The following is a 21617-nucleotide window of genomic DNA, read 5'->3' on the forward strand; positions in this document are numbered from 1 at the left end:
GCTCGCCTGACACGAAAAAGGGCCGGGAGTGACCCCGGCCCTCTCCTTGATCCGAACAGCAGTCGCTTACAGCGCGACCACGCCGCCGTCGTTCTTGGTGATCACCACCGTCGCCGAGCGCGGACGGACGCCCGGAGCCGGGGCGGTCTGGCTCGCCGGCCAGTTGCTGGTGATGTTGCCGGTATTGCCGTTCTCCCCGGGGTGCTGGATGTTCACAAACAGCGTCCGGCCGTCCGGTGTCGAATCAACGCCGGTGATCTCGGCTTCGACCGGGCCGACCAGGAAGCGGCGCAGCGCGGTGCCTGGTGCCTTGCCGACGCGGGTCGCCTGCGTGATGCCCGCACCGCCGGTCGGCGTGTTGGTGATCGTCTTCACCCCGCCGTCGTTGACGGTGCCCGGCATCGCCGCGAGCATCATGCAGTTGGTGACGTCGGTATAGGCGCTGTCGTCGGTCTGGATCCACAGCACCGGCGTGACGAGACCCGAGGCGTTGGAGGGGCGGCCGAACCAGAGGCCATCCGGGCTGGACAGGTCATTGGTCGCATCAAGCCCCGACAGGTTGATATTGGCGGCATTGAGGTCCGAACCGGCACCGAACAGGTAGATATCCCAGGTAAAGGTAAGTGCCTCGGACGTGTCGCCAGTCTCGCGCAGGCGGATGATGTGGCCGTTGCGGTTGGACACCGAGCTGCTCGGCGGATCGATATAGGCGCGCGGGTTGGCCGCGTCGGTGTTGGACGGTGTGCGAGTCGAGTTGTTGGTCAGGGTGAGATAGACTTCACCATTGGCCGGGTTAACCGCCGTCCATTCGGGACGGTCCATCCTGGTCGCACCCAGCGCGTCGCCTGCGAGGCGGGCGTGAGTCAGCACATCGGCCTGATCCGCAAAGGCGTAGGGTGCGGCGCCCGAGGTCAGCGGTCCGCTGCCATGGACCAGCGGCATCCACTCGCCGCTGCCCGACGCGTTGAACTTGGCAACATAGAGCGTGCCGTTGTCGAGATATTTGTCGCCGATGGCGAGGCGATCGGCCGAATTCGCATCGCCCGACGACCACGCCGTCGCCGAGACGAACTTGTAGAGATACTCGTTCACCGCATCGTCGCCCATGTAGAAGGCAGGCTTGCGGCCCGGAACGAAGTTGGACGGCCAGCAGCCTTCATGATTCATGCGGCCGAGCGCGGTGCGCTTCCGCGGCGCGCTGGTCTTGTCGTACGGGTCGATCTCGACGACCCAGCCGAACTGGTTGTGCTCGTTACGGAAATCGTCGGTCGCGCTGGCGCCGGTCGCCTGCGCGTCCCAGCGGCGATAGCTGGTGTTCGTCGGGTTGGACGGCACCACCGTTGCCCAGCCATAGTTGCCGGTCGCGCTGGTGACGCCATAACGGGCAAGCGCCACCACTTCCTTCGGGGTGCGGCGAGGATTGTCGGCAGCGGTCGGACGGCGGAAATACCCCGCCCAATTCTCTTCGCAGGTCAGGTCGGTGCCCCAGGGCGTATGGCCATTGGCGCAATTGTTGACCGTCCCGCGGCCGGCAACGCCCGTCGGCGAGAAAACGGTCCGCAGATGGGTGGAACCGCGAACCGGGCCGTTGAACACGGTCGGCGTCAGCGGCGTAATGCGGCGATTGAGCGCGCCGCTCTGCGCATAGCTCCAGCTGCTACCGCTCTTCGACACCTCGATGACGCTGAGACCGTGGCATTCCATTTCCTTCAGCGCTTCCGCCTCCGGCCGGGCGCCGGCAACGGTCGTGGCACCTGCCACGTGCAGATAGGGCTGATTGATGTTCTCATGGTTCATCACCAGCAGGCCGCGCGTGCTGCTGTTGTCGTCGCGCGCATTGCCGGATGCGGCGAGGCCGAACCAGTAGAGCGCATCGCCGTGATCGCCGGCGCGGTTGGCGAAGTCGGTGTCGGTGCCGTCGTTCTTGTACGCACCCGTGCTCGACGAGATCGGATCGCCGAGGCGGTAGAGGATCGACACGCTATAGCCTTCCGGCACGCTGACCTTGTCGAGCCGGTTCTTTGCGACCGCAGCGAAACCGAGGGTCGCCGGCGCGACCGTGATGGTCGTCTCGGCCGTCGAGGTCTGGCCCTTGGTATCGACCGCCGAGAAGCGGAAGACGAGCTGCGTGCTTGCGGTCACGCTGGGGGCGATGAACGTCGCCGCGCCGTTTGCCGCATTGGTGATCGTCACCGGCGGACCCGAAACCTGGGTGAAGCCCTGCGAGGCGACGCCGACATCGTCAGCCGAAATCCCGGTCAGGGTCACGATCCGGCCCGAGCTGGTGGCGCCCGACGACCCTGCGGTCACCGACGGCGCGAGATCGGTCGGCGCCTTGTCGTCGTCGCAGGCAGCGAGGACCGCGCCGCCGAACACGGCAAAGGCCGCGGCCGACACGCCGCCGCGCAGGGCGTCGCGCCGCGAATAGCGACGCTCGACCATATCGTTCAGCGAACCACCGCCGCTACGATTGGTGTCGATGTCGCCGTCGTCATAACCGAACGTGACGCTGCTCGAGTCTGTCATATGGATGCCCCCAGATAGATCGCGATCCGCTTCGGAGTCGCTGCCGCGCCCTCTTGTGCGGCCTAGCTGACGGCCTGATGGATATTCCTTGACGGTATCGTGACGGAACGGCGTCAGTTCGAATACAACGGCACCGGCGGACTCGAGTTGTCGGCGATTACTCACCATTTGGTTGACTTTCGCGCTTCAGCGGCTAAGGGCCAGCGCTCGCTCGCCGGGCGTTCGCGCCGGGCAAGCTACCGTCCGAGACAGTGGGTGGCCGGAATCCTCCGGCCTTAATCTCCCGCCTAGACGGGGAATGGAATTTTTCCGCTCGTGCATCAGCGCGACCGGTCTGCTGCCGTCCTGTACGGTCAGTTCCCATGCCCCCAATCGACGGACACCCCGGAAGCGCGGGTTTTCCGCGTCTCCGGTTCAACCGGCCCGGTGGCTTCGGCCAGCGGGTCAGACACGTGGAGAATGGCATGGATCGTGCTCAAAAGACCGAGCTCGTCGCCGAACTGAACCGCACCTTCAACGAGGTCGGCGTGGTGGTCGTCACCCGCAACCTCGGCCTCACCGTCGCTCAGTCGACGGTGCTGCGCAACAAGATGCGTGATGCCGGCGCGACCTACAAGGTCTCGAAGAACAAGCTTGCCAAGATCGCGCTCGACGGCACCGACTATCTCTCGCTGGGCGATCTGCTCACCGGGCCGGTAGGCCTTGCCACCTCGATCGACCCCGTCGCCGCAGCCAAGATTGCGGTCGAATTCGCGAAGACGAACGACAAGTTCGAAATCGTCGGCGGGGCGATGGGCGCGACTGTCCTCGACGTCGAAGGCGTGAAGGCGCTCGCAACGCTGCCCTCGCTGGATGAACTGCGTGCCAAGATCGTGGGCCTCCTGGTTGCACCCGCAACCAAGCTCGCGACCGTCACCCAGGCTCCTGCGGCGCAGCTCGCACGCGTGTTCGCTGCCTATGCCGACAAGGACAAGGAAGCTGCCTGATTTCAGGAATCCTGAAATCAGACCCGACACTTTTTGAACTGAACCAATGGGGCATCTGCCCCGACATGGAGAATACACATGGCAGACCTGAACGCGCTGGTTGACCAGCTGAGCGAACTGACCGTCCTCGAAGCCGCTGAGCTTTCGAAGCTGCTCGAAGAGAAGTGGGGCGTTTCCGCCGCCGCTGCCGTTGCCGTTGCCGGCCCGGCCGCTGGCGGTCCTGCTGCCCCGGCTGCTGAAGAGCAGACCGAGTTCGACGTGATCCTCACCGGCGACGGTGGCAAGAAGATCAACGTCATCAAGGAAGTCCGCGCGATCACCTCGCTCGGCCTGACCGAAGCCAAGACGCTGGTCGAGTCGGCTCCGAAGGCCGTCAAGGAAGGCGTTTCGAAGGACGAGGCCGCGAAGATCAAGGCTCAGCTCGAAGCTGCTGGCGCGACCGTCGAGGTCAAGTGATTTCCGCTTCGGCGTAAGTCATTCCGGGACACCCCGGAAACTCGCGACAAGACGAAGGGCGGTCCCGAAAGGGGCCGCCCTTTTTCTCATCCGGATCGACTGGAAGTAACGTTGGCGGGTTCGGCTCGGTCACCTGCCCGGGCTGGATAATATGCCCAACAAATCCGTCGAGCCACGGCAAGGGCCAGCGAAGCGCCTCGTCGGCGTGCCGAACTAGCGCCTGACCGAGATGATATAGGGGAGCGTCGTCACGCCCTCGTGCATGCGCGGCGTGCCATCCAGCCGGAACGGCGCCAGCTTCGCCCCGTCGGCCCGGTCGATGCCGACCACATACGATGTCGCGGTCTGCCCTGCACCGCCCTCCCAGTCATAGAGCAGGTTGATCGCCAGCACCGGCACGAACAGCTTGCGATCCTGCACGGTCATCACGCTGACCAGTTCCTTCGGCGTCATCGCCATGCCGCTCAGTTCGATCGCACCGCGCGGCGGCAGATCGAATGTCTGGGTGATCGACCGCTCGATCGGGCTCGAGAACAGCGTACCGATCCAGCCGTCCTGCTCCGCCCCGGCGCTCAAAAGCCGCACGTCCACCTGAACGCTCTGGGCGGCCGCATCCCCCATATTGCGCACCACGATATCATATTCGACCGCGGCGCTGAGCAGATTGGTGCCCGCGCGCTTCGCATAGAGCTCGATGTCAAGCGTTGCGCGCGTCGCCGCTGCGGCGACCGGCGGCGGCGCGGGAGGCGGTGGCGCGGGAGGCGGTGGCGCGGCTTCCTCCGGCTGGGTCGATGGCACGTCCTCGGGCTCGACCAGAGGCGGTGGCAGGTCCGACGCCACGGCGCCGAGATCGAATACCGCGTGCTTCCCGCGCTTCGGCGGCGTGCCGAGATCGAACGTCGCCTGGGCAGGCGCAGCGGGCGGCGGTGGCACCGGTGCCGCGGGCCGGACGGCCGGGGGACTTCCGACCGGGTCGGCCGGAGCATCCGGCGTCTCGACAGCCAGGTCGAACCGGGCATGGTCCTGCCGGTCGGGCAAGATATCCTCTTCGCCCTCGCCCTCGCCCTGTCGGCGCTGCACGAACCAGAAGCCAAGCCCCCCGAGCAGCAAGGCAAGCACCCCTGCCCCGCCAAGAAGCAGCCATGACGAGTTGCCCGACTCGGCGACGGCGGCCGGCGCTGGCACCGGCGCCATCGTCGGGCTTGCGACGGGGGTTGGCGCCGCCTGCACCGGCTCGGCAGGCACGACCGGGATTGGCGTCTCGGGCGCGGTCGGCGCGGGCGTCGGTGTCGCCATCGGTATCGGGGTCGAGCGTGGCGTTGGCGCTGGGGTCGACGTCGCCCGTTGCGCCGGGGCGGTGGTCGCGCGTGGTTGCGGAGGCGTGGTGGGCCGCGCGGACGTGGGGGTGGGCGCTGGCGTTGGCGTCGTGCGCACGACGGGTGGCGGCGTGGCGGGTCGCGACACCGTCGTCCCAGGCCCCGGCTGCAGACTGAAATTCTCCAGACCCGGAACCAGGTTGGGCAAGGGCGTCGGACTAGGTGTCGGCGTGGCAGCGCTCTGCGCGTGAAGCGGCGCACTCATTGCGGCCAGCCACACCAATGGCACCAGCGGCATTGTCATTACCCGCACCCGGCGAGCGGCAAACTTGGTCATGGTCCCCACCTAATTGCCTTAGCGCGGCATTTCTGAACGCGATACGACAGCTTTTTCCCCTGCGGCAAGTCGTTCGGCCAATACGACCGGGCCTGCCCTCCGCTGGCGGAAGACAGGCCCGGCCCCTCTGATTGGTCAGGTGTCAGGCGTGCTCGGGAACCCCGTGCAGCCTCGCCTCGACCTCGTCATGCATCGACCGCTCGTTGAGCTGGATCGGCGACATGGCAGGGGTGCCTTCCTCGCTCACGCCGATGGTGAACGAAGCGGAGGTGCGCCCTTCACTGCCGTCCGGCAGGGTATAGCGCGCATCGGCGAAGATGATCGGCAGGATCGCGCCATTGGTGCTTTCGATCAGATCGGCCTTCGACAGCGCCAGCGTCGCATCGACGCGGGTTCCCTCACCCGGCTCGATTGTCACCGGCGGCACGCCATCATCGCCGCGCTCGATCAGCATGCGCTCCATCTCGCTGCCATTGGCGGGCTCGGCGGCAAACATGAAGGTCGAAATGCGGACGTCCTGCGCCGCGACCGAGCCCGAGTTACCAACAGTCAGCTCGATCTCGACCAGCGCCTCATCGACATTGGTGCCCGCACGTACCGGGCGAAGCGACATTTCGAGCCATGGGCGATCGGGGACCGGCGCCTCCCCCTCGGTCAGAGAAGCAACTTCTTCCTCTTCTGGTTTCACCAGTTCAGCGTCCTCAGCCGCAACGGGTGCCGGCTCGTTGCGAACTGCGGCGGCGAGCGGGGTGGTGCGCAGGAACTGCGGCTCGGGGTCGGGCGCAAACGGCGCCGGCTCGTCACGGATCGGCGCGGCCTCTACCGCCTCGGTTTCGACATAGGGCTCTTCATAATAGGCCTCCTCTTCATAAGCGCGGCGGCGGCGCATCATGATGAAGGCGATGGCGCCAACCAGCACCACCAGGCCGCCGAGCAGCCACGGCCAGATCGGCGCCGACTGTTGCGTGGCGGCACTCTGAGACACGGTCTCGGTAGCGGGTGCCGGAGCCGTCGCCTCGACCGGCGCCGAAGTAGCCGGCGCGGGCGTCACTTCCATCGGGGCCGCAACTGGCGCTGCAGCGACGGGGGCCGGCGCTGGTGCCGGCTGGGCGCGGGCGGGCGCCGGGGTGCGGGCGACAGGAGTGGAGCGAGTCTGGGTCCGTGTGGTGGTTGTGCGTGTGGCGGTCTGCGGCACTGGAGCCGCTTCTTCGGGCGCGGCTGTCACGGTAGGGGCGACACTCGGCGCCGTCACGGTTGGCGCCACCGGGGGTGGCGAAGCGAGCGTCGCCGCGGGCGCCGTCGCAGCAGGAGGACTCACCGTCGGCACGACCGGCGGCGGCGCAACCGTCTGCTGCACCGGAGCGGCCGGCGGCGTGGCGGGTTGGGTCTCCTGTGCGTGACCCGAAACGGCCAGCAGCAAGGTGGCGGGGACAAGCGCGGCGAACGCGCGGCGGGTTGCGGGTTTGTGTTTCATGACGCAGCCTCAATGAAGGGAACCCGCAATCGGACCCGCGCAAAGACCGGAATCAAGCCAAGCCGTGGCACTCCGCCGATGAATCGATTTTGCAAGCGCTATTTGACAGTTTCCAACACCCTCCCTATATCCGGCCTTCCACCACAGCTTTCGGGAAATGACGTGCCGTCGCGCAGCATGTCGATCGTATTGGGAGTTGAGGTTTCATAGACGCCAGGAGCTGCTGTTTTCCGAAAAGGAGAACTCGCGGCTTTTTGCGTCTTCATGCGTGCCCGCCCGGTGGATTCCGGGCATGAAATTCTGGCTGGTAGGGCAAAAAACTCCATGGCGACCAAGGCAATCGAGGGCGGCACGCTTAAGCGCCGCATCCGCAAGGTGTTCGGCAACATCCACGAAGTGGTGCAGATGCCGAACCTGATCGAGGTTCAGCGCGAATCCTACGAACAGTTCCTGCGGTCTGATCCCTCGATCGGCTATGTGTCCGGCCTGGAAAAGACGCTGCGTTCGGTCTTCCCGATCCGCGATTTCGCCGGCACCGCCGAGCTCGACTTCGTGAACTACGAGCTCGAGCCCCCCAAGTTCGACACCGACGAGTGCCGCCAGCGCGGCATCACCTATGCGGCACCGATGCGCGTTACCCTGCGTCTGATCGTGTTCGAGGTGGACGCCGATACCGAGGCCCGGTCGGTTCTCGATATCAAGGAGCAGGACGTGTACATGGGCGACATGCCGCTCATGACGCAGAACGGCACCTTCATCATCAACGGCACCGAGCGCGTGATCGTCAGCCAGATGCACCGCTCGCCGGGCGTCCTGTTCGATCATGACCGCGGCAAGACGCACGCGTCGGGCAAGTATCTCTTCGCTGCCCGCGTCATCCCGTATCGCGGCTCGTGGCTCGACTTCGAGTTCGACGCGAAGGACATCGTCAACGTCCGTATCGACCGCAAGCGCAAGCTGCCGGTCACGGCACTGTTGTACGCACTCGGCCTGAACTCCGAGGAAATCCTCAACTATTTCTACAACCGCGTGACCTTCGTCCGCGGCCAGGGCGGCTGGGTCATCCCCTTCCAGGCCGAGAACTGGCGCGGCCAGAAGCCGATGTTCGACATCATCGATTCGAAGACCGGCGAAGTCGTGTTCCCGTCGGGCCAGAAGATCTCTCCGCGCGCTGCCAACAAGGCGGCCAAGGACGGCCTGACCGACCTGCTGATCCCGACCGAAGAGATTTTCGGCCGCTACTCGGCCTATGATCTGGTCAACGACGCGACCGGCGAGATCTATATCGAAGCCGGCGACGAAGTGACCGCCGAGAATCTCGAGCTGCTCGACAAGGCCGGCATCGACCGGATCGAGCTGCTCGACATCGATCATGTCGCGACCGGCCCGTGGATCCGCAACACGCTCAAGGCCGACAAGGCCGAGGAGCGCGAGCAGGCGCTGTCCGACATCTACCGCGTCATGCGCCCCGGCGAACCGCCGACGCTCGAGACCGCAGAGTCGCTATTCAGCGGCCTGTTCTTCGATCCCGACCGCTACGACCTGTCGGCCGTGGGCCGCGTCAAGCTCAACATGCGCCTCGACCTCGACGCCGAGGACACGGTCACCACGCTTCGCACCGAGGATATCCTTGCGGTCGTGAAGACGCTGGTCGACCTAAAGGACGGCAAGGGCGAAATCGACGACATCGACAATCTCGGCAACCGCCGCGTGCGCTCGGTGGGCGAGCTGCTCGAGAACCAGTATCGCGTCGGTCTGCTCCGCATGGAGCGCGCCGTGAAGGAGCGCATGTCCTCGGTCGACGTGTCGACCGTCATGCCGAACGACCTGATCAACGCAAAGCCCGCGGTCGCCGCGGTGCGCGAGTTCTTCGGTTCGTCGCAGCTCTCACAGTTCATGGATCAGACCAACCCGCTCTCCGAAGTGACGCACAAGCGTCGCGTCTCGGCGCTTGGCCCGGGCGGTCTCACCCGTGAGCGCGCAGGCTTCGAAGTCCGCGACGTTCACCCGACCCATTATGGCCGCATCTGCCCGATTGAGACGCCGGAAGGCCCGAACATCGGCCTGATCAACTCGCTCGCCAGCTTCAGCCGCGTCAACAAGTACGGCTTCATCGAGACGCCGTACCGCAAGGTCGTGGACCACAAGGTCACCGACGACGTCGTCTATCTGTCGGCGATGGAAGAGGCCAAGCACACGATCGCGCAGGCCAACGCCGAGCTCGATTCGACCAAGGGCTTTGTCGAGGATCTGGTCTCGTCGCGTCAGGCAGGCGAATTCCTGATGGCGATCCCGGACAACATCACCCTGATGGACGTCTCGCCGAAACAGCTCGTCTCGGTCGCCGCATCGCTCATTCCGTTCCTGGAAAACGATGACGCCAACCGCGCGCTGATGGGCTCGAACATGCAGCGTCAGGCTGTGCCGCTGGTTCGCGCCGAGGCACCGTTCGTCGGCACCGGCATGGAAGAGACAGTGGCGCGCGATTCGGGCGCCGCGATCTCGGCCAAGCGGTCGGGCATCGTCGACCAGGTCGACGCGGCCCGCATCGTGGTCCGTGCGACAGGTGAGGTCGAGGCCGGCCAGTCGGGCGTCGACATCTACACGCTGATGAAGTTCCAGCGCTCGAACCAGAACACCTGCATCAACCAGCGTCCGCTGGTGAAGGTGGGCGACAACGTCCGCGCCGGTGACATCATCGCCGACGGCCCGTCGACCGAGTTCGGCGAGCTTGCGCTGGGCCGCAACGCGCTCGTCGCGTTCATGCCCTGGAACGGCTACAATTATGAGGATTCGATCCTCATTTCCGAGCGTATCGTGAAGGACGACGTCTTCACCTCGATCCATATCGAGGAATTCGAAGTCATGGCGCGCGACACCAAGCTCGGGCCGGAAGACATCACGCGCGACATCCCCAACGTCGGCGAGGAAGCACTCCGCAACCTCGACGAGGCTGGCATCGTCTATATCGGCGCGGAAGTGGAGCCGGGCGACATCCTGGCGGGCAAAATCACCCCCAAGGGTGAATCGCCGATGACGCCGGAGGAAAAGCTCCTCCGCGCCATCTTCGGTGAAAAGGCGTCGGACGTGCGCGATACCTCGCTCCGCCTGCCGCCGGGCGTTGCCGGCACCGTCGTCGAAGTCCGGGTGTTCAACCGCCACGGCATCGACAAGGACGAGCGCGCGATGGCGATCGAGCGCGAGGAGATCGAGCGTCTGAAGAAGGACTCGGACGACGAACGCTCCATCGTGAACCGCGCGACCTGGTCGCGCCTTCGCGAGATGCTGCTCGGCCAGACCGCCACCGCCACGCCGAAGGGCCTGAAGAAGGGCGCCGAGATCGACGCCGACCTGCTCGACAGCGTCGATCGCCACGAATGGTGGAAGTTCGCCGTCGCCGACGACAAGACCCAGAGCGATCTGGAAGCGGTCAAGGCGCAGTATGACGATGCCGTGAAGCTGATCATGGACAAGTTCCATGATCGTCGCGAGAAGCTGGAGCGTGGCGACGAGCTGCCCCCGGGCGTGCTCAAGATGGTCAAGGTGTTCGTCGCGGTGAAGCGCAAGCTGCAGCCGGGCGACAAGATGGCCGGCCGTCACGGCAACAAGGGCGTCATCAGCCGCATCCTGCCGGGTGAGGACATGCCGTTCCTCGCCGACGGGACGCCGGTCGATATCGTGCTGAACCCGCTGGGCGTGCCGTCGCGCATGAACGTCGGTCAGATTTTCGAGACGCATCTTGGCTGGGCCGCGCGCGGCCTGGGCGGTCAGATCGCCCAGGCGCTCGAGGATTGGCGCGAAGCGAACCCCGACCCCAAGCCGGGCCAGATGCCCGACACGGTCAAGGATCGCCTCAAGACCGTCTATGGCGAGCAATACCATGCCGAGATCGACGCGCGTACGAGCGACGAGATCATCGAACTGGCGCAGAACCTGCGCGGCGGCGTGCCGATGGCAACGCCGGTATTCGACGGTGCCCGTGAGGCTGACGTTTCGGCGATGCTCACGCTCGCCGGGCTCGACACCTCGGGCCAGTCGGACCTGTTCGACGGCCGCACCGGCGATCAGTTCGATCGCAAGGTGACGGTGGGCTACATCTATATGCTGAAGCTGCACCATCTCGTGGACGACAAGATCCACGCGCGGTCGATCGGCCCGTACAGCCTCGTCACCCAGCAGCCGCTGGGCGGTAAGGCACAGTTCGGTGGTCAGCGCTTCGGTGAGATGGAGGTCTGGGCACTCCAGGCGTACGGCGCTGCCTATACGCTGCAGGAAATGCTGACGGTGAAGTCCGACGACGTTGTCGGGCGCACCAAGGTCTATGAGGCGATCGTCAAGGGTGACGACACGTTCGAGGCCGGCATTCCGGAGAGCTTCAACGTGCTGGTCAAGGAAATGCGGTCGCTGGGCCTGAACGTCGAGCTGAAGAGCGTCGAGCAATTCGACTCGGACGGCGTCGCGATCGCGGCGGCATGACGGATCGGGCGTTGCCTTCGGGCAGCGCCCCCTCCCCCGCCCGCACCGAATTTTTCCCAGGAGGGAATTGAGACATGAACGAACTGACCAACTTCGCCAATCCGGTCGCCAAGGCCGAGACCTTCGACCAGATCCAGATCGGGATCGCCTCGCCAGAGCGCATCCGGTCCTGGTCGTTCGGCGAGATCAAGAAGCCGGAAACCATCAACTATCGCACGTTCAAGCCAGAGCGTGACGGCCTGTTCTGCGCGCGCATCTTCGGTCCGATCAAGGATTACGAGTGCCTGTGCGGCAAGTACAAGCGCATGAAGTACAAGGGCATCGTCTGCGAGAAGTGCGGCGTCGAGGTCACCGTCTCGAAGGTCCGCCGCGAGCGCATGGGCCATATCGAGCTGGCCGCCCCGGTCGCGCACATCTGGTTCCTGAAGTCGCTGCCGTCGCGCATCGGCCTGCTGCTCGACATGCAGCTGAAACAGCTCGAGCGAGTGCTGTACTTCGAGGCGTATATCGTGATCGAGCCGGGCCTTACCCCGCTCGAGAAGTATCAGCTCCTCACCGAGGACGAGCTGCTCGACGCGCAGGATGAATATGGCGAGGACGCGTTCTCGGCCGGCATCGGCGCCGAGGCAGTCCGCATCATGCTCGAGAGCCTGGATCTCGAGGGCGAGCGCAAGGACCTGCTGGAAGAGCTGGCAGTCACCAAATCCGAGCTGAAGCCGAAGAAGATCATCAAGCGCCTGAAGGTCGTGGAGAGCTTCATCGATTCCGGCAACCGCCCGGAATGGATGATCCTCGAGGTGGTTCCGGTCATCCCGCCCGAGCTGCGCCCGCTGGTGCCGCTGGATGGCGGTCGCTTCGCGACGTCGGATCTGAACGATCTGTATCGCCGCGTGATCAACCGCAACAACCGCCTGAAGCGCCTGATGGAGCTGCGTGCGCCGGACATCATCGTCCGCAACGAAAAGCGCATGCTGCAGGAGGCCGTCGACGCCCTGTTCGACAACGGCCGCCGCGGCCGCACGATCACGGGCGCCAACAAGCGTCCGCTGAAGTCGCTGTCCGACATGCTCAAGGGCAAGCAGGGCCGCTTCCGTCAGAACCTGCTCGGCAAGCGCGTCGACTATTCGGGCCGTTCGGTCATCGTGACCGGTCCCGAGCTCAAGCTGCACCAGTGCGGCCTGCCGAAGAAGATGGCGCTCGAGCTGTTCAAGCCGTTCATCTACGCCCGCTTGGATGCCAAGGGTCTCTCCATGACCCTGAAGCAGGCCAAGAAGTGGGTCGAGAAGGAGCGCAAGGAAGTCTGGGACATCCTCGACGAAGTCATTCGCGAGCACCCGGTCATGCTGAACCGCGCGCCGACGCTTCACCGTCTCGGCATCCAGGCGTTCGAGCCCGTGCTGATCGAGGGCAAGGCGATCCAGCTTCACCCGCTGGTCTGCTCGGCCTTCAACGCCGACTTCGACGGTGACCAGATGGCCGTCCACGTCCCGCTGAGCCTCGAGGCCCAGCTGGAAGCACGCGTCCTGATGATGTCGACCAACAACATCCTGTCGCCGGCGAACGGCAAGCCGATCATCGTGCCGTCGCAGGACATGGTGCTTGGCCTGTATTACCTGTCGATGATGAAGGAGGACGAGCCCGGCCAGGGCATGATGATCTCCGACATGCAGGAGGTCCATCAGGCGATCGAGGCTGGCGCGGTGACGCTCCACACCAAGATCATCAGCCGCGTTCCGCAGACCGACGAGGCCGGCAACCAGTATCTCAAGCGCTACGAGACCACCCCGGGCCGCATGCTGCTCGGCGAGTGCCTCCCGAAGAGCTCGAAGGTGCCGTTCGACACCGTCAACCGCCTCCTCACCAAGAAGGATGTGGGCGACGTGATCGACGAGGTGTATCGTCACACCGGCCAGAAGGAGACCGTGCTGTTCGCCGACGCGATCATGGCGCTCGGCTTCAAGCACGCGTTCAAGGCGGGCATTTCGTTCGGCAAGGACGACATGATCATTCCGGACGCGAAGGTTCCGCTGGTCGATGAGACCCGCGCCCTCGTGAAGGACTTCGAGCAGCAGTATCAGGACGGCCTGATCACGCAGCAGGAGAAGTACAACAAGGTGATCGACGCCTGGAGCCGTTGCGGCGATCAGGTGGCGAACGCCATGATGGACGAGATCAAGTCGGTGAAGAAGCTGCCGAACGGCCGCGAAGCCCCGATCAACTCGATCTACATGATGGCCCACTCCGGTGCCCGCGGTTCGCAGGCCCAGATCAAGCAGCTTGCCGGTATGCGTGGCCTGATGGCCAAGCCGTCGGGCGAGATCATCGAAACGCCGATCATCTCGAACTTCAAGGAAGGCCTGACCGTCCTTGAGTATTTCAACTCCACCCACGGCGCCCGCAAGGGCCTTGCGGACACGGCGTTGAAGACCGCGAACTCGGGTTACCTGACCCGCCGTCTGGTCGATGTGTCGCAGGATTGCGTCATCATCGAGAATGATTGCGGTACCGAGCGTGCGCTTGAAATGCGCGCGATCGTCCAGGGCGGTTCGACCATCGCGTCGCTCGGCGAGCGTATCCTCGGTCGTACGACCGCGGAGGACATCATCGACACCAAGACCGGTGAGGTCATCATCCCGTCGGGCACGCTGCTCGACGAGCCGATGATCGTGCAGATCGAGGCGATCGGGACTCAGTCCTGCAAGATCCGCAGCCCGCTGGTCTGCGAGACCAAGATCGGCGTTTGCGGCAAGTGCTACGGGCGCGATCTCGCCCGTGGTACGCCGGTGAACATTGGCGAGGCTGTCGGCGTCATCGCCGCTCAGTCGATCGGTGAGCCGGGCACCCAGCTGACGATGCGCACGTTCCACATCGGGGGCGCCGCGCAGCTCAACGAGCAGTCGAACCTCGAGGCAGTTGCCGACGGGACGATGGAATATCGCGATCTGCGCATCATCATGGATCAGCGCGGCCGCCGCGTCGTGCTGAGCCGGTCGGGCGAGCTCGCGATCGTCGACATGGATGGGCGTGAGCGGGCGGTGCATCGCATCCCCTACGGCGCTTATGTCCTGTTCGATGATGGCCACATCGTCACCAAGGGCGACCGGATGGCGGAATGGGATCCGTTCACCATGCCGGTGATCACCGAGAACCCCGGTATCGTGAAATATGTCGATCTGATCGAGGGCAAGACGCTCACCGAGCAGGCCGACGAAGCGACCGGCATCTCGCAGCGCGTCGTCACCGAATATCGCGCCGCGACCAAGTCGAAGGAGGATCTGCGTCCGCGCCTGACCCTGCTCGACTCCGGTTCGGGCGAAGCCGGCCGCTACATGCTCGCACCGGGCGCAACGCTCTCGGTCGAGGACGGCGCGCAGGTTTCGGGTGGTGACGTTCTGGCTCGTGTCAGCCGCGAGGCTGCCAAGACCCGCGACATCACCGGCGGTCTGCCGCGCGTCGCCGAGCTGTTCGAGGCACGCAAGCCCAAGGAAAACGCGATCATCGCGAAAGTCTCGGGCCGCGTCGTGTTCGGCAAGGACTACAAGGCCAAGCGCAAGATCGGCATCCAGCCCGAGGACGGCAGCGAGGTCGTGGAGTATCTGGTGCCGAAGTCGAAGGTGATCGACGTCCAGGAAGGCGACTACGTCAAGCGTGGCGACAACCTGATCGGCGGTTCGCCCGATCCGCACGACATTCTCGAGGTGCTCGGCATCGAGCCGCTCGCTGAATATCTCGTGTCGGAAATCCAGGAGGTCTATCGTCTCCAGGGCGTGAAGATCAACGACAAGCACATCGAGGTGATCGTTCGCCAGATGCTGCAGAAGGTCGAGATCACCGATGGCGGCGACACCACGCTGCTGGCCGGCGAGCAGGTCGATCGCGACGAGATGGACGACATCAACTCGAAGATCGACAAGAAGCAGACCCCGGCACAGGGCAAGCCCGTCCTGCTCGGCATCACCAAGGCGTCGCTGCAGACCCGCAGCTTCATCTCGGCGGCGTCGTTCCAGGAGACCACCCGCGTCCTCACCGAGGCAGCGGTACAGGGCAAGCAGGACACGCTGATCGGCCTCAAGGAGAACGTCATCGTCGGCCGCCTCATCCCGGCGGGTACCGGCGCGGGCATGAACCGCCTGCGGGTTGCGGCCTCCAGCCGTGACGCAGCCCTTCGCGTCCAGCAGCGTCGTCTGCAGGAAGTGCTCATCGCCCCGAACTCGGCGGCGGAAGAGCGTGCGGCGGAGCTGGCCCGCGACGTGCGCGACGACACGGGCAGCGATGCCCTGGCGTCGGTCACGCCCTCGGGCACCGGCACCGACGAGGATGCCGGCGAGTATCTGAACAGCTGATCCAGCCGTTCGACGCTGAAATGAATTGCCGCCGTCCGGGGAAGCCCGGGCGGCGGTTTTTCTTTAGGGGAAAGACAGTCGGCATCGGCTCAACATGTACAAAATCTCGCTTCCCCGGCGGAGGCCGGGGCCCAGTTGGAAAGGTGGTCGTAACGAAGCACAGCACCTGCCACGATCGTCCCCCAACTGAGCCCCGGCCTTCACCGGGGAGCAAAAACGTACGGCCAAGTGCCTGCTTCTGCTCCAATTTAGAGTACGCTGCCCTTACTCCTCGGGCCTGACCGCGCTATCCGCCTGCAGTATCCGCGCCACCCGGCTGAACACCGCGTCAGCCGACACGCGTGTCTCCTCTTGCAGCATCTCATCGGCGGCGAAGCCGAGTTCCACCGACAGCCGCACTTCCTGCCACAGCGCGTCGCGGTCGGCCCCGGGCATATACCGCATATAGGCCTCGACCAGCTTGTCGGTGACGTAACGGTGCGATTCCAGGCGGACATGCACCAGCCGGGGCGAAGCGTGCAGCGCCCGCAGGATCCATACCGCGCCGGGCTCGCTCTGGGTCACCGCCGCGGTCTCGCGCAGCAGTTCCTCGATGCCGCCGCGCAGCGCATCGATCCCCTCGTCCGCATGGCGGGCGATCCAGTGCTCGAGCACCACGTTCTGCCGCGCCATCAGGCGCAGGCCGAGCGCCTCCAGCACATCATATTTATTCTTGAAGTACCGATACAGCGCCGGCGGCGTCAGCCCGGCACGCGAACAGATCATGTTGGTCGAGATCCGATCGATGCCGACTTCGGCGAGGAGATTCCCGGCAACGTCGAGCAGTAACTCATAGGTCTGCTGGGCACGCTCCTGCTTCGGCAGCGGGCGCTTCTCGCTGGCAATTTCCGAAATGCTCACGCCTCTCCCGTCTTCTTCCCCATCGCCACGGCGCCGATCAGTGCCGCTATCCCCGCAATCGCGCAAACCGCCCCGAACCACAACACATGCGCGACGTCCCTGTCCCCGATCAGCACGCTGGCCAGCAACGGCCCGAGGCTCGACCCGGTCAGTTGTGCGCCACCGATCAGCAGCGCCGCCCTCCGGCTTGGATCCGCGGCAATGACGAGCGGGATCTGGAACGGCAGGGCGAACAGCCACAGGAAACCGAACGCGGCGGTCGCGACGACGAACGCCGTGGCGGAGGGCGGGGCCCCCATGACCGCCAGCAGACCGAGATTGATCAAACCGATGATCGCGATCGTCCCGCGTGCCGGCAAGCGCCCGGCGAGCAAGGTCGCCGCAGCTGCACCGAGCACCTGCATGCCGAGCGACAGCGGCGCGACGAGATGGATCGTCGCCGGCGAGACGCCCCGCTCGAGCCCGAGCGGTTCGACATAGACCCAGACCGCGACGATGAAGGCGAGATACAGCACGACCCCGCCCAGCGCCACGAGACCGGGGGCCGGCGGCGGGCCACCAGCATCGTCGCTCGCCGTCAGGGGTGGATAGGCGCCGGGCAGCCAGGGCAATGCGAGCAGGCCCGCCACGGTAACGGCGCCTAAAGCGGTGAACCCGCCGGCACTGCCGGCTGCCGCATATCCGATCGCGCTCGCCACCGCGAACTGCGCCAGGGTCTGCACCGCCAGGTAGATGCCCGACCAGCGCTCGGGCCGGTCATTACGAATGATGAAGCCGATCGCGATCCAGATCAGCACCCCCTCCCCCAAGCCCGCCAGAATGCGCGCGCCGAATAACGGTCCGGTGCCGAGCATGGGCGTAACCAGATCGGCAGCGCCGGTCAGTATCAAGGCAGCACCGGCAATCGCCTTGAGCCGCGTTACCGGCAGGACAAAGCCCGCCGCACCCGCCGCAATCCCCATCGCCAGCAGTTCGACGGTGGCGAGGATACCGAGCGCAGCGACGGACAAGCGCCCCTCGGCCGCCAGCGCGCCGAGCAGTTGCGGCTGAAGCCCGGGGATAAGGACACCGATCACGCCGACGACGAAAATCGCCAGTACGCGATCGGCGGAGAGATTCATCGAGCATCCATCCGGGAAACGACACATTCGACTTCCTTGTGCTCCCGCGAAGGCGGGAGCCCAGACTGGGTCCCCGCCTTCGCGGGGACACAAGAAGACCCCTGTCGGAGCATTATGGAGTCACCGCGCCCGGCCTCTTGCGCTGACCGGCCAGATCTCCACCAGCGTATCGTCCAGCACGACATGATAATGGTCGTAGAGGTTCACTGTCGGGTCGCAGTGCGGCACGGTCAGGCTGACCGGATCGCCGGGACGAAGGCGCGTGCCGATATCGGGCGCGATCAGTGCCGCATGCTCGTCGCCCATGAACATGAACATCGTCTCGGGCGCCGCGCCACGCTGCACCTGCGCCGCGCCGCCATCGGTCGACAGCGACTTGAAGCCGGCGTCGATGGTGACCAGCGCATCGTGATTGGCGCTGACCACCCGTGCATCTACCGACAGCGATGTCTCGAACGGCACCGCGCCGCCATCGCTCAGGTCGCAATCGAGATATTGCTTGTCCATGAAGACATAGGATCCGGCCTGAAGCTCGGTGAACAAGCCGAGTTCGAGATCGATCCGGTGCGTGCCGGTGCCCGATCCGGTGACGATCTCGGGCTGATATCCCGCCTCGGTCAGCGCGGCGATCACGGTCTGGAGATAGTCGGTGCGATCGACCATCGCCGCCCGCCGCGCGGCATAATCCTCGATATGCTGCTGCATGCCGCAATAATATTGGACGCCACGAAAGGTCAGGTTCGAGGAGCGCGCGATCGCCTCGGCTACCGCCACCGCCGCTTCGGGCGAGGCGACACCGGTGCGCCTGATACCGGGATCGACATCGATCACCACGTCGAGCATCGCCCCCACCGAGGCCAGTGCGGCATCCCACCGTGCGGCCATGTCGGGATTGTCGATCGCCGCCATCAGCCCGATGCCTCGCTTCGCCAGCGCGGCCAGCCGCTCGATCGCAGCAGGCGCACTGACCGGCGAGGTGATGAGCAGGCCGGTGATCCCGCCATCGGCAAGCACTTCGGCTTCCCCGATCTTGGCACAGCACAGGCCGACCGCGCCGGCGGCGATCTGGCGCCGGCCGACATCGACGCTCTTGTGAGTCTTGGCATGCGGCCTGAGCGCGACACCCTTTGCATCGGCCAGGGCCTGCATGGCCGCGATGTTGCGGTCGAGCTTGCCGATATCGAGCACCAGCACCGGCGTGTTGAGCGCGCTGCGCGAGCCCTGCTGGCCGATCAGATGGGCGTGTAGGGCCAGGTCGTCCATCAGGAAAACAACTCCGTCATATGCTGGTTGAGGAACTTGCCGCCCGGGTCCACCGAGCGCCGTACCTCGCGATAGCGTTCCGCCATCGGATAGAGCAGATCCACATCGGCGCGCGACAGCGTATGGCGCTTCGCCCAGTGTGGCCGCCCGCCATGCTCGCGAAAGATCGCCTCGGCATCGGCGAACAGGCCGCGCCAGGGCATCTTCGTATATTGATGCATCGATATCGCCGCGACGGGCCCGCTGTTCATGGGGCTCATCCAGATATCGTCCGCCGCGACCACGCGAAACTCGAACGGGAAAGACACGGGCAGCCTTCTCCGCCTGATCCAGCTCACCACTTCATCGAGCGTCTCCAGCCCGACCGCGCGCGGCATCTCATATTCCATCTCCTCGAACCGGATCGTGCGGTCGGAAGGGAAAATGGCATGGGCGGGTCCGCGCCGGCGGCCATCCATGTTGGTCTTCATCATGACCCGCTGCAAGATCGGGATCAGGGCCGGCACCCAGGCGCCGAGATCCAGCAGGCGGCGGAAGGTCGCTTCCTCGATGTCCTTGGTGGACGCCGCAGGATCGCATGGGTCGCAGTGCCGCAGCGTCTTCAGGATCACGCTGTCGGCGTGCGGGAACAGCCAGAATTCGATGTGCCGCTCCTGCTCGACCAGTTCGTCGAAACGCTCGCGAATCTCGCCCCATGGCCTTTTCTCGACGCGCTCGGCGAGGTGAAAGGCAGGAATCACTTCGACGTCGATCTCGGTGGCGATGCCGAACATGCCGAGCGAGAGTCGCTGCGCCTGGAACAGGTCGGGACTGGTCGTCGCGTCGCACCACACCGGTTCACCGTCGGCTCCGACCAGGCGAAAACCGCGCGCGAAGGTGGAGAGGTTGCCCAGGTCGCGCCCCGTGCCATGCGTACCCGTACCCATCGCGCCGGCCAGCGATTGCGGGTTCACGTCGCCCTGATTGGCGAGGGCCAGCCCCTCGTCCCACAGGGCGGCGGTCAGCCGCTTGATGCTCCATCCGGCAGGGATGCGCGCGGTCTTGCGGTCGGGCGCGACGGTCATCGTGCCCGCCATGTCTTCGAGGCACAGGATCACCCCGTCCGACTGGCAGAGCGGCATGAAGGAATGCCCTGCGCCGACCGCCCGCACCTTGCCCGCCCCTCGTACCGCGGCTGCCAGTTCCGCCTCGGTCCTCGGCCGAAGCACCGGCGCGCTTGCCGTGACGCTGCCCGACCAGTTCGCCCAGCTCATCGCGCACGCTCTCCCGGTCCGTCATTTTCGGTACAGTCGCCCTTCAGCGCGGTGATGTACCGCGTGACGAGATCGACGCCTTCCTTATGCTCCAGGCTGCGCCCAAGCTCGGGCATCATCACGCCCGGGTCGGTGCTGGCGAGGCGAAAGGGCAGGATAGAAACATCGGGCTTGCCGGGCACCACGTCGAACGGACGGTCCCCCGTGCCACGCCCCGCCGCGACCGGCGGTTTGCACATGCCGAGCAGGCGCGCGTCGGTGGTCGCCGCATCAAGCCATAGGCCAGAGGTACGAGCAGCACCGACCCGGTTGTGGCAATGGCTGCAATTGATATCGAGATAGGCCCGCCCGCGTGAGTCGATGCTCGCGCCGGCATCCTGCCAGTTCGCATCCTGTGGCACGCCCGCGCCCGGCACGCCGGAGAGATAGCCCTTCACCGCCAACCGCCTGAGCTGGTTGATATCGCCCCCTTCGCCCGGAAAGATCCGGTTGAGATGGCGCGCCTTCAGACCGATCGGTTCGATCGCCCGGGTGCGGAAATCCTGCACATGGCACCCGCCGCATTGGTTCTGGTTAGGCACACTGTAATCGAACGGCGTTCGCGTACCGCCGTCGACCAGGGTGAGCGGCACATCGGCGCCAGTCCGCTCCAGCGTCGCGTCGGTGCCCTGCGCATTCCACACATAGGGCAAGGCCACCCAGCCGCTTTCGCGCCGTACGAGCAGCCGCGTCTCGACCAGCCTGACATGCCCGAGATCGAGTCCGTTCACCCCCGTCTGGTAGGCAGCGGGCGTCACCTTCAGCACCTCGCCGCTGGTCTGCGGTGTCACCGCGCCGGCCGGCGTCGAGAAATAGAAGGTCTTGGTGACGACGGTGCCGACCGGGAAGTCGAACCAGCGATCCGGGTTATAGGTCGCATGGACACCCTTGGGCATCCAGATCGTCCGCCATTTCTGCGCATAATCGCTGAACAGAGGCGTCTGCAGCTCATAGGTCACCATGCCCGGCCGGGCGGCGATGCGCCCGCCCGATACGGTGAACAGGCCCCAGTCGGACAGCTTCTCCGGATTACCCTCGGCGTGGAAGGTCACCGCATCGGGCCGTCCGCCACAGGCGTTCAGGAACAGGGCCGCAAGCAGGGCGACAAGGAAACGCAAAGTCATGCC

General features: G+C 65.3%; 12 protein-coding genes. 4 read left to right on the top strand and 8 right to left on the bottom strand.

Translation table 11 applies throughout. The features are described from left to right. Positions 1–66: 66 nt before the first annotated feature. Positions 67–2526, bottom strand: a complete 2460-nt coding sequence (locus AC1DT7_RS11610) for a PhoX family protein (protein WP_478036110.1) — start codon at positions 2524–2526, stop codon at positions 67–69. A 464-nt stretch (positions 2527–2990) separates the two neighbouring features. On the opposite strand from AC1DT7_RS11610, the gene rplJ reads away from it, so the two are divergent. Then, positions 2991–3512 carry a 50S ribosomal protein L10 gene (gene rplJ / locus AC1DT7_RS11615; RefSeq protein WP_478036111.1) on the top strand — a complete coding sequence of 174 codons (522 nt, stop codon included), beginning with the start codon at positions 2991–2993 and terminating at the stop codon, positions 3510–3512. 78 nt (positions 3513–3590) lie between these two features. Next, the gene (gene rplL, locus AC1DT7_RS11620) at positions 3591–3968 is read left to right on the top strand and encodes a 50S ribosomal protein L7/L12 (protein ID WP_372848553.1); all 378 of its coding nucleotides are present in this window, start codon (positions 3591–3593) and stop codon (positions 3966–3968) included. Between the two features lie 213 nt (positions 3969–4181). Here rplL and AC1DT7_RS11625 read toward each other — a convergent pair whose 3' ends face one another. Together AC1DT7_RS11625 and AC1DT7_RS11630 are read right to left on the bottom strand one after the other, a co-directional pair. Further along, on the bottom strand, positions 4182–5621 hold the full coding sequence (locus AC1DT7_RS11625; RefSeq protein ID WP_478036112.1) for a hypothetical protein: 1440 nt from the start codon (positions 5619–5621) through the stop codon (positions 4182–4184). Between the two features lie 142 nt (positions 5622–5763). Continuing rightward, positions 5764–7095, bottom strand: a complete 1332-nt coding sequence (locus AC1DT7_RS11630) for a hypothetical protein (protein WP_478036113.1) — start codon at positions 7093–7095, stop codon at positions 5764–5766. A 324-nt stretch (positions 7096–7419) separates the two neighbouring features. On the opposite strand from AC1DT7_RS11630, the gene rpoB reads away from it, so the two are divergent. Further along, on the top strand, positions 7420–11571 hold the full coding sequence (gene rpoB / locus AC1DT7_RS11635) for a DNA-directed RNA polymerase subunit beta (protein ID WP_478036114.1): 4152 nt from the start codon (positions 7420–7422) through the stop codon (positions 11569–11571). Positions 11572–11645: 74 nt separating this feature from the next. Next, complete coding sequence (gene rpoC, locus AC1DT7_RS11640; RefSeq protein WP_478036115.1) at positions 11646–15914, top strand: DNA-directed RNA polymerase subunit beta'; 4269 nt, start codon at positions 11646–11648, stop codon at positions 15912–15914. 264 nt (positions 15915–16178) lie between these two features. Here rpoC and AC1DT7_RS11645 read toward each other — a convergent pair whose 3' ends face one another. From AC1DT7_RS11645 to AC1DT7_RS11665, 5 genes are all read right to left on the bottom strand, one after another. Further along, the gene (locus AC1DT7_RS11645) at positions 16179–16814 is read right to left on the bottom strand and encodes a TetR/AcrR family transcriptional regulator (protein ID WP_478036116.1); all 636 of its coding nucleotides are present in this window, start codon (positions 16812–16814) and stop codon (positions 16179–16181) included. Then, positions 16811–17935 carry a hypothetical protein gene (locus AC1DT7_RS11650; RefSeq protein ID WP_478036117.1) on the bottom strand — a complete coding sequence of 375 codons (1125 nt, stop codon included), beginning with the start codon at positions 17933–17935 and terminating at the stop codon, positions 16811–16813. Before AC1DT7_RS11650 ends, AC1DT7_RS11645 begins: the two co-directional genes overlap by 4 nt. 120 nt (positions 17936–18055) lie before the next feature. Continuing rightward, positions 18056–19198: a DSD1 family PLP-dependent enzyme gene (locus tag AC1DT7_RS11655; RefSeq protein ID WP_478036118.1), complete on the bottom strand. Its 1143-nt coding sequence runs from the start codon at positions 19196–19198 to the stop codon at positions 18056–18058. Next, positions 19198–20451, bottom strand: a complete 1254-nt coding sequence (locus AC1DT7_RS11660; RefSeq protein WP_478036119.1) for a D-arabinono-1,4-lactone oxidase — start codon at positions 20449–20451, stop codon at positions 19198–19200. Before AC1DT7_RS11660 ends, AC1DT7_RS11655 begins: the two co-directional genes overlap by 1 nt. Further along, the gene (locus AC1DT7_RS11665; RefSeq protein WP_478036120.1) at positions 20448–21614 is read right to left on the bottom strand and encodes an SO2930 family diheme c-type cytochrome; all 1167 of its coding nucleotides are present in this window, start codon (positions 21612–21614) and stop codon (positions 20448–20450) included. Before AC1DT7_RS11665 ends, AC1DT7_RS11660 begins: the two co-directional genes overlap by 4 nt. Positions 21615–21617 lie beyond the last annotated feature (3 nt).

It is taken from the genome of Sphingomonas sp. P3_C6 (assembly GCF_056402595.1).

Bases quoted from the DNA above. Each gene is read 5' to 3' on its own strand.
- AC1DT7_RS11655 (WP_478036118.1), bottom strand. From the start codon at position 19,198: ATGGACGACCTGGCCCTACACGCCCATCTGATCGGCCAGCAGGGCTCG.
- rplJ (WP_478036111.1), top strand. From the start codon at position 2,991: ATGGATCGTGCTCAAAAGACCGAGCTCGTCGCCGAACTGAACCGCACC.
- AC1DT7_RS11660 (WP_478036119.1), bottom strand. From the start codon at position 20,451: ATGAGCTGGGCGAACTGGTCGGGCAGCGTCACGGCAAGCGCGCCGGTG.
- AC1DT7_RS11665 (WP_478036120.1), bottom strand. From the start codon at position 21,614: ATGACTTTGCGTTTCCTTGTCGCCCTGCTTGCGGCCCTGTTCCTGAAC.
- AC1DT7_RS11625 (WP_478036112.1), bottom strand. From the start codon at position 5,621: ATGACCAAGTTTGCCGCTCGCCGGGTGCGGGTAATGACAATGCCGCTG.
- rpoC (WP_478036115.1), top strand. From the start codon at position 11,646: ATGAACGAACTGACCAACTTCGCCAATCCGGTCGCCAAGGCCGAGACC.
- rplL (WP_372848553.1), top strand. From the start codon at position 3,591: ATGGCAGACCTGAACGCGCTGGTTGACCAGCTGAGCGAACTGACCGTC.
- AC1DT7_RS11630 (WP_478036113.1), bottom strand. From the start codon at position 7,095: ATGAAACACAAACCCGCAACCCGCCGCGCGTTCGCCGCGCTTGTCCCC.
- rpoB (WP_478036114.1), top strand. From the start codon at position 7,420: ATGGCGACCAAGGCAATCGAGGGCGGCACGCTTAAGCGCCGCATCCGC.
- AC1DT7_RS11610 (WP_478036110.1), bottom strand. From the start codon at position 2,526: ATGACAGACTCGAGCAGCGTCACGTTCGGTTATGACGACGGCGACATC.
- AC1DT7_RS11650 (WP_478036117.1), bottom strand. From the start codon at position 17,935: ATGAATCTCTCCGCCGATCGCGTACTGGCGATTTTCGTCGTCGGCGTG.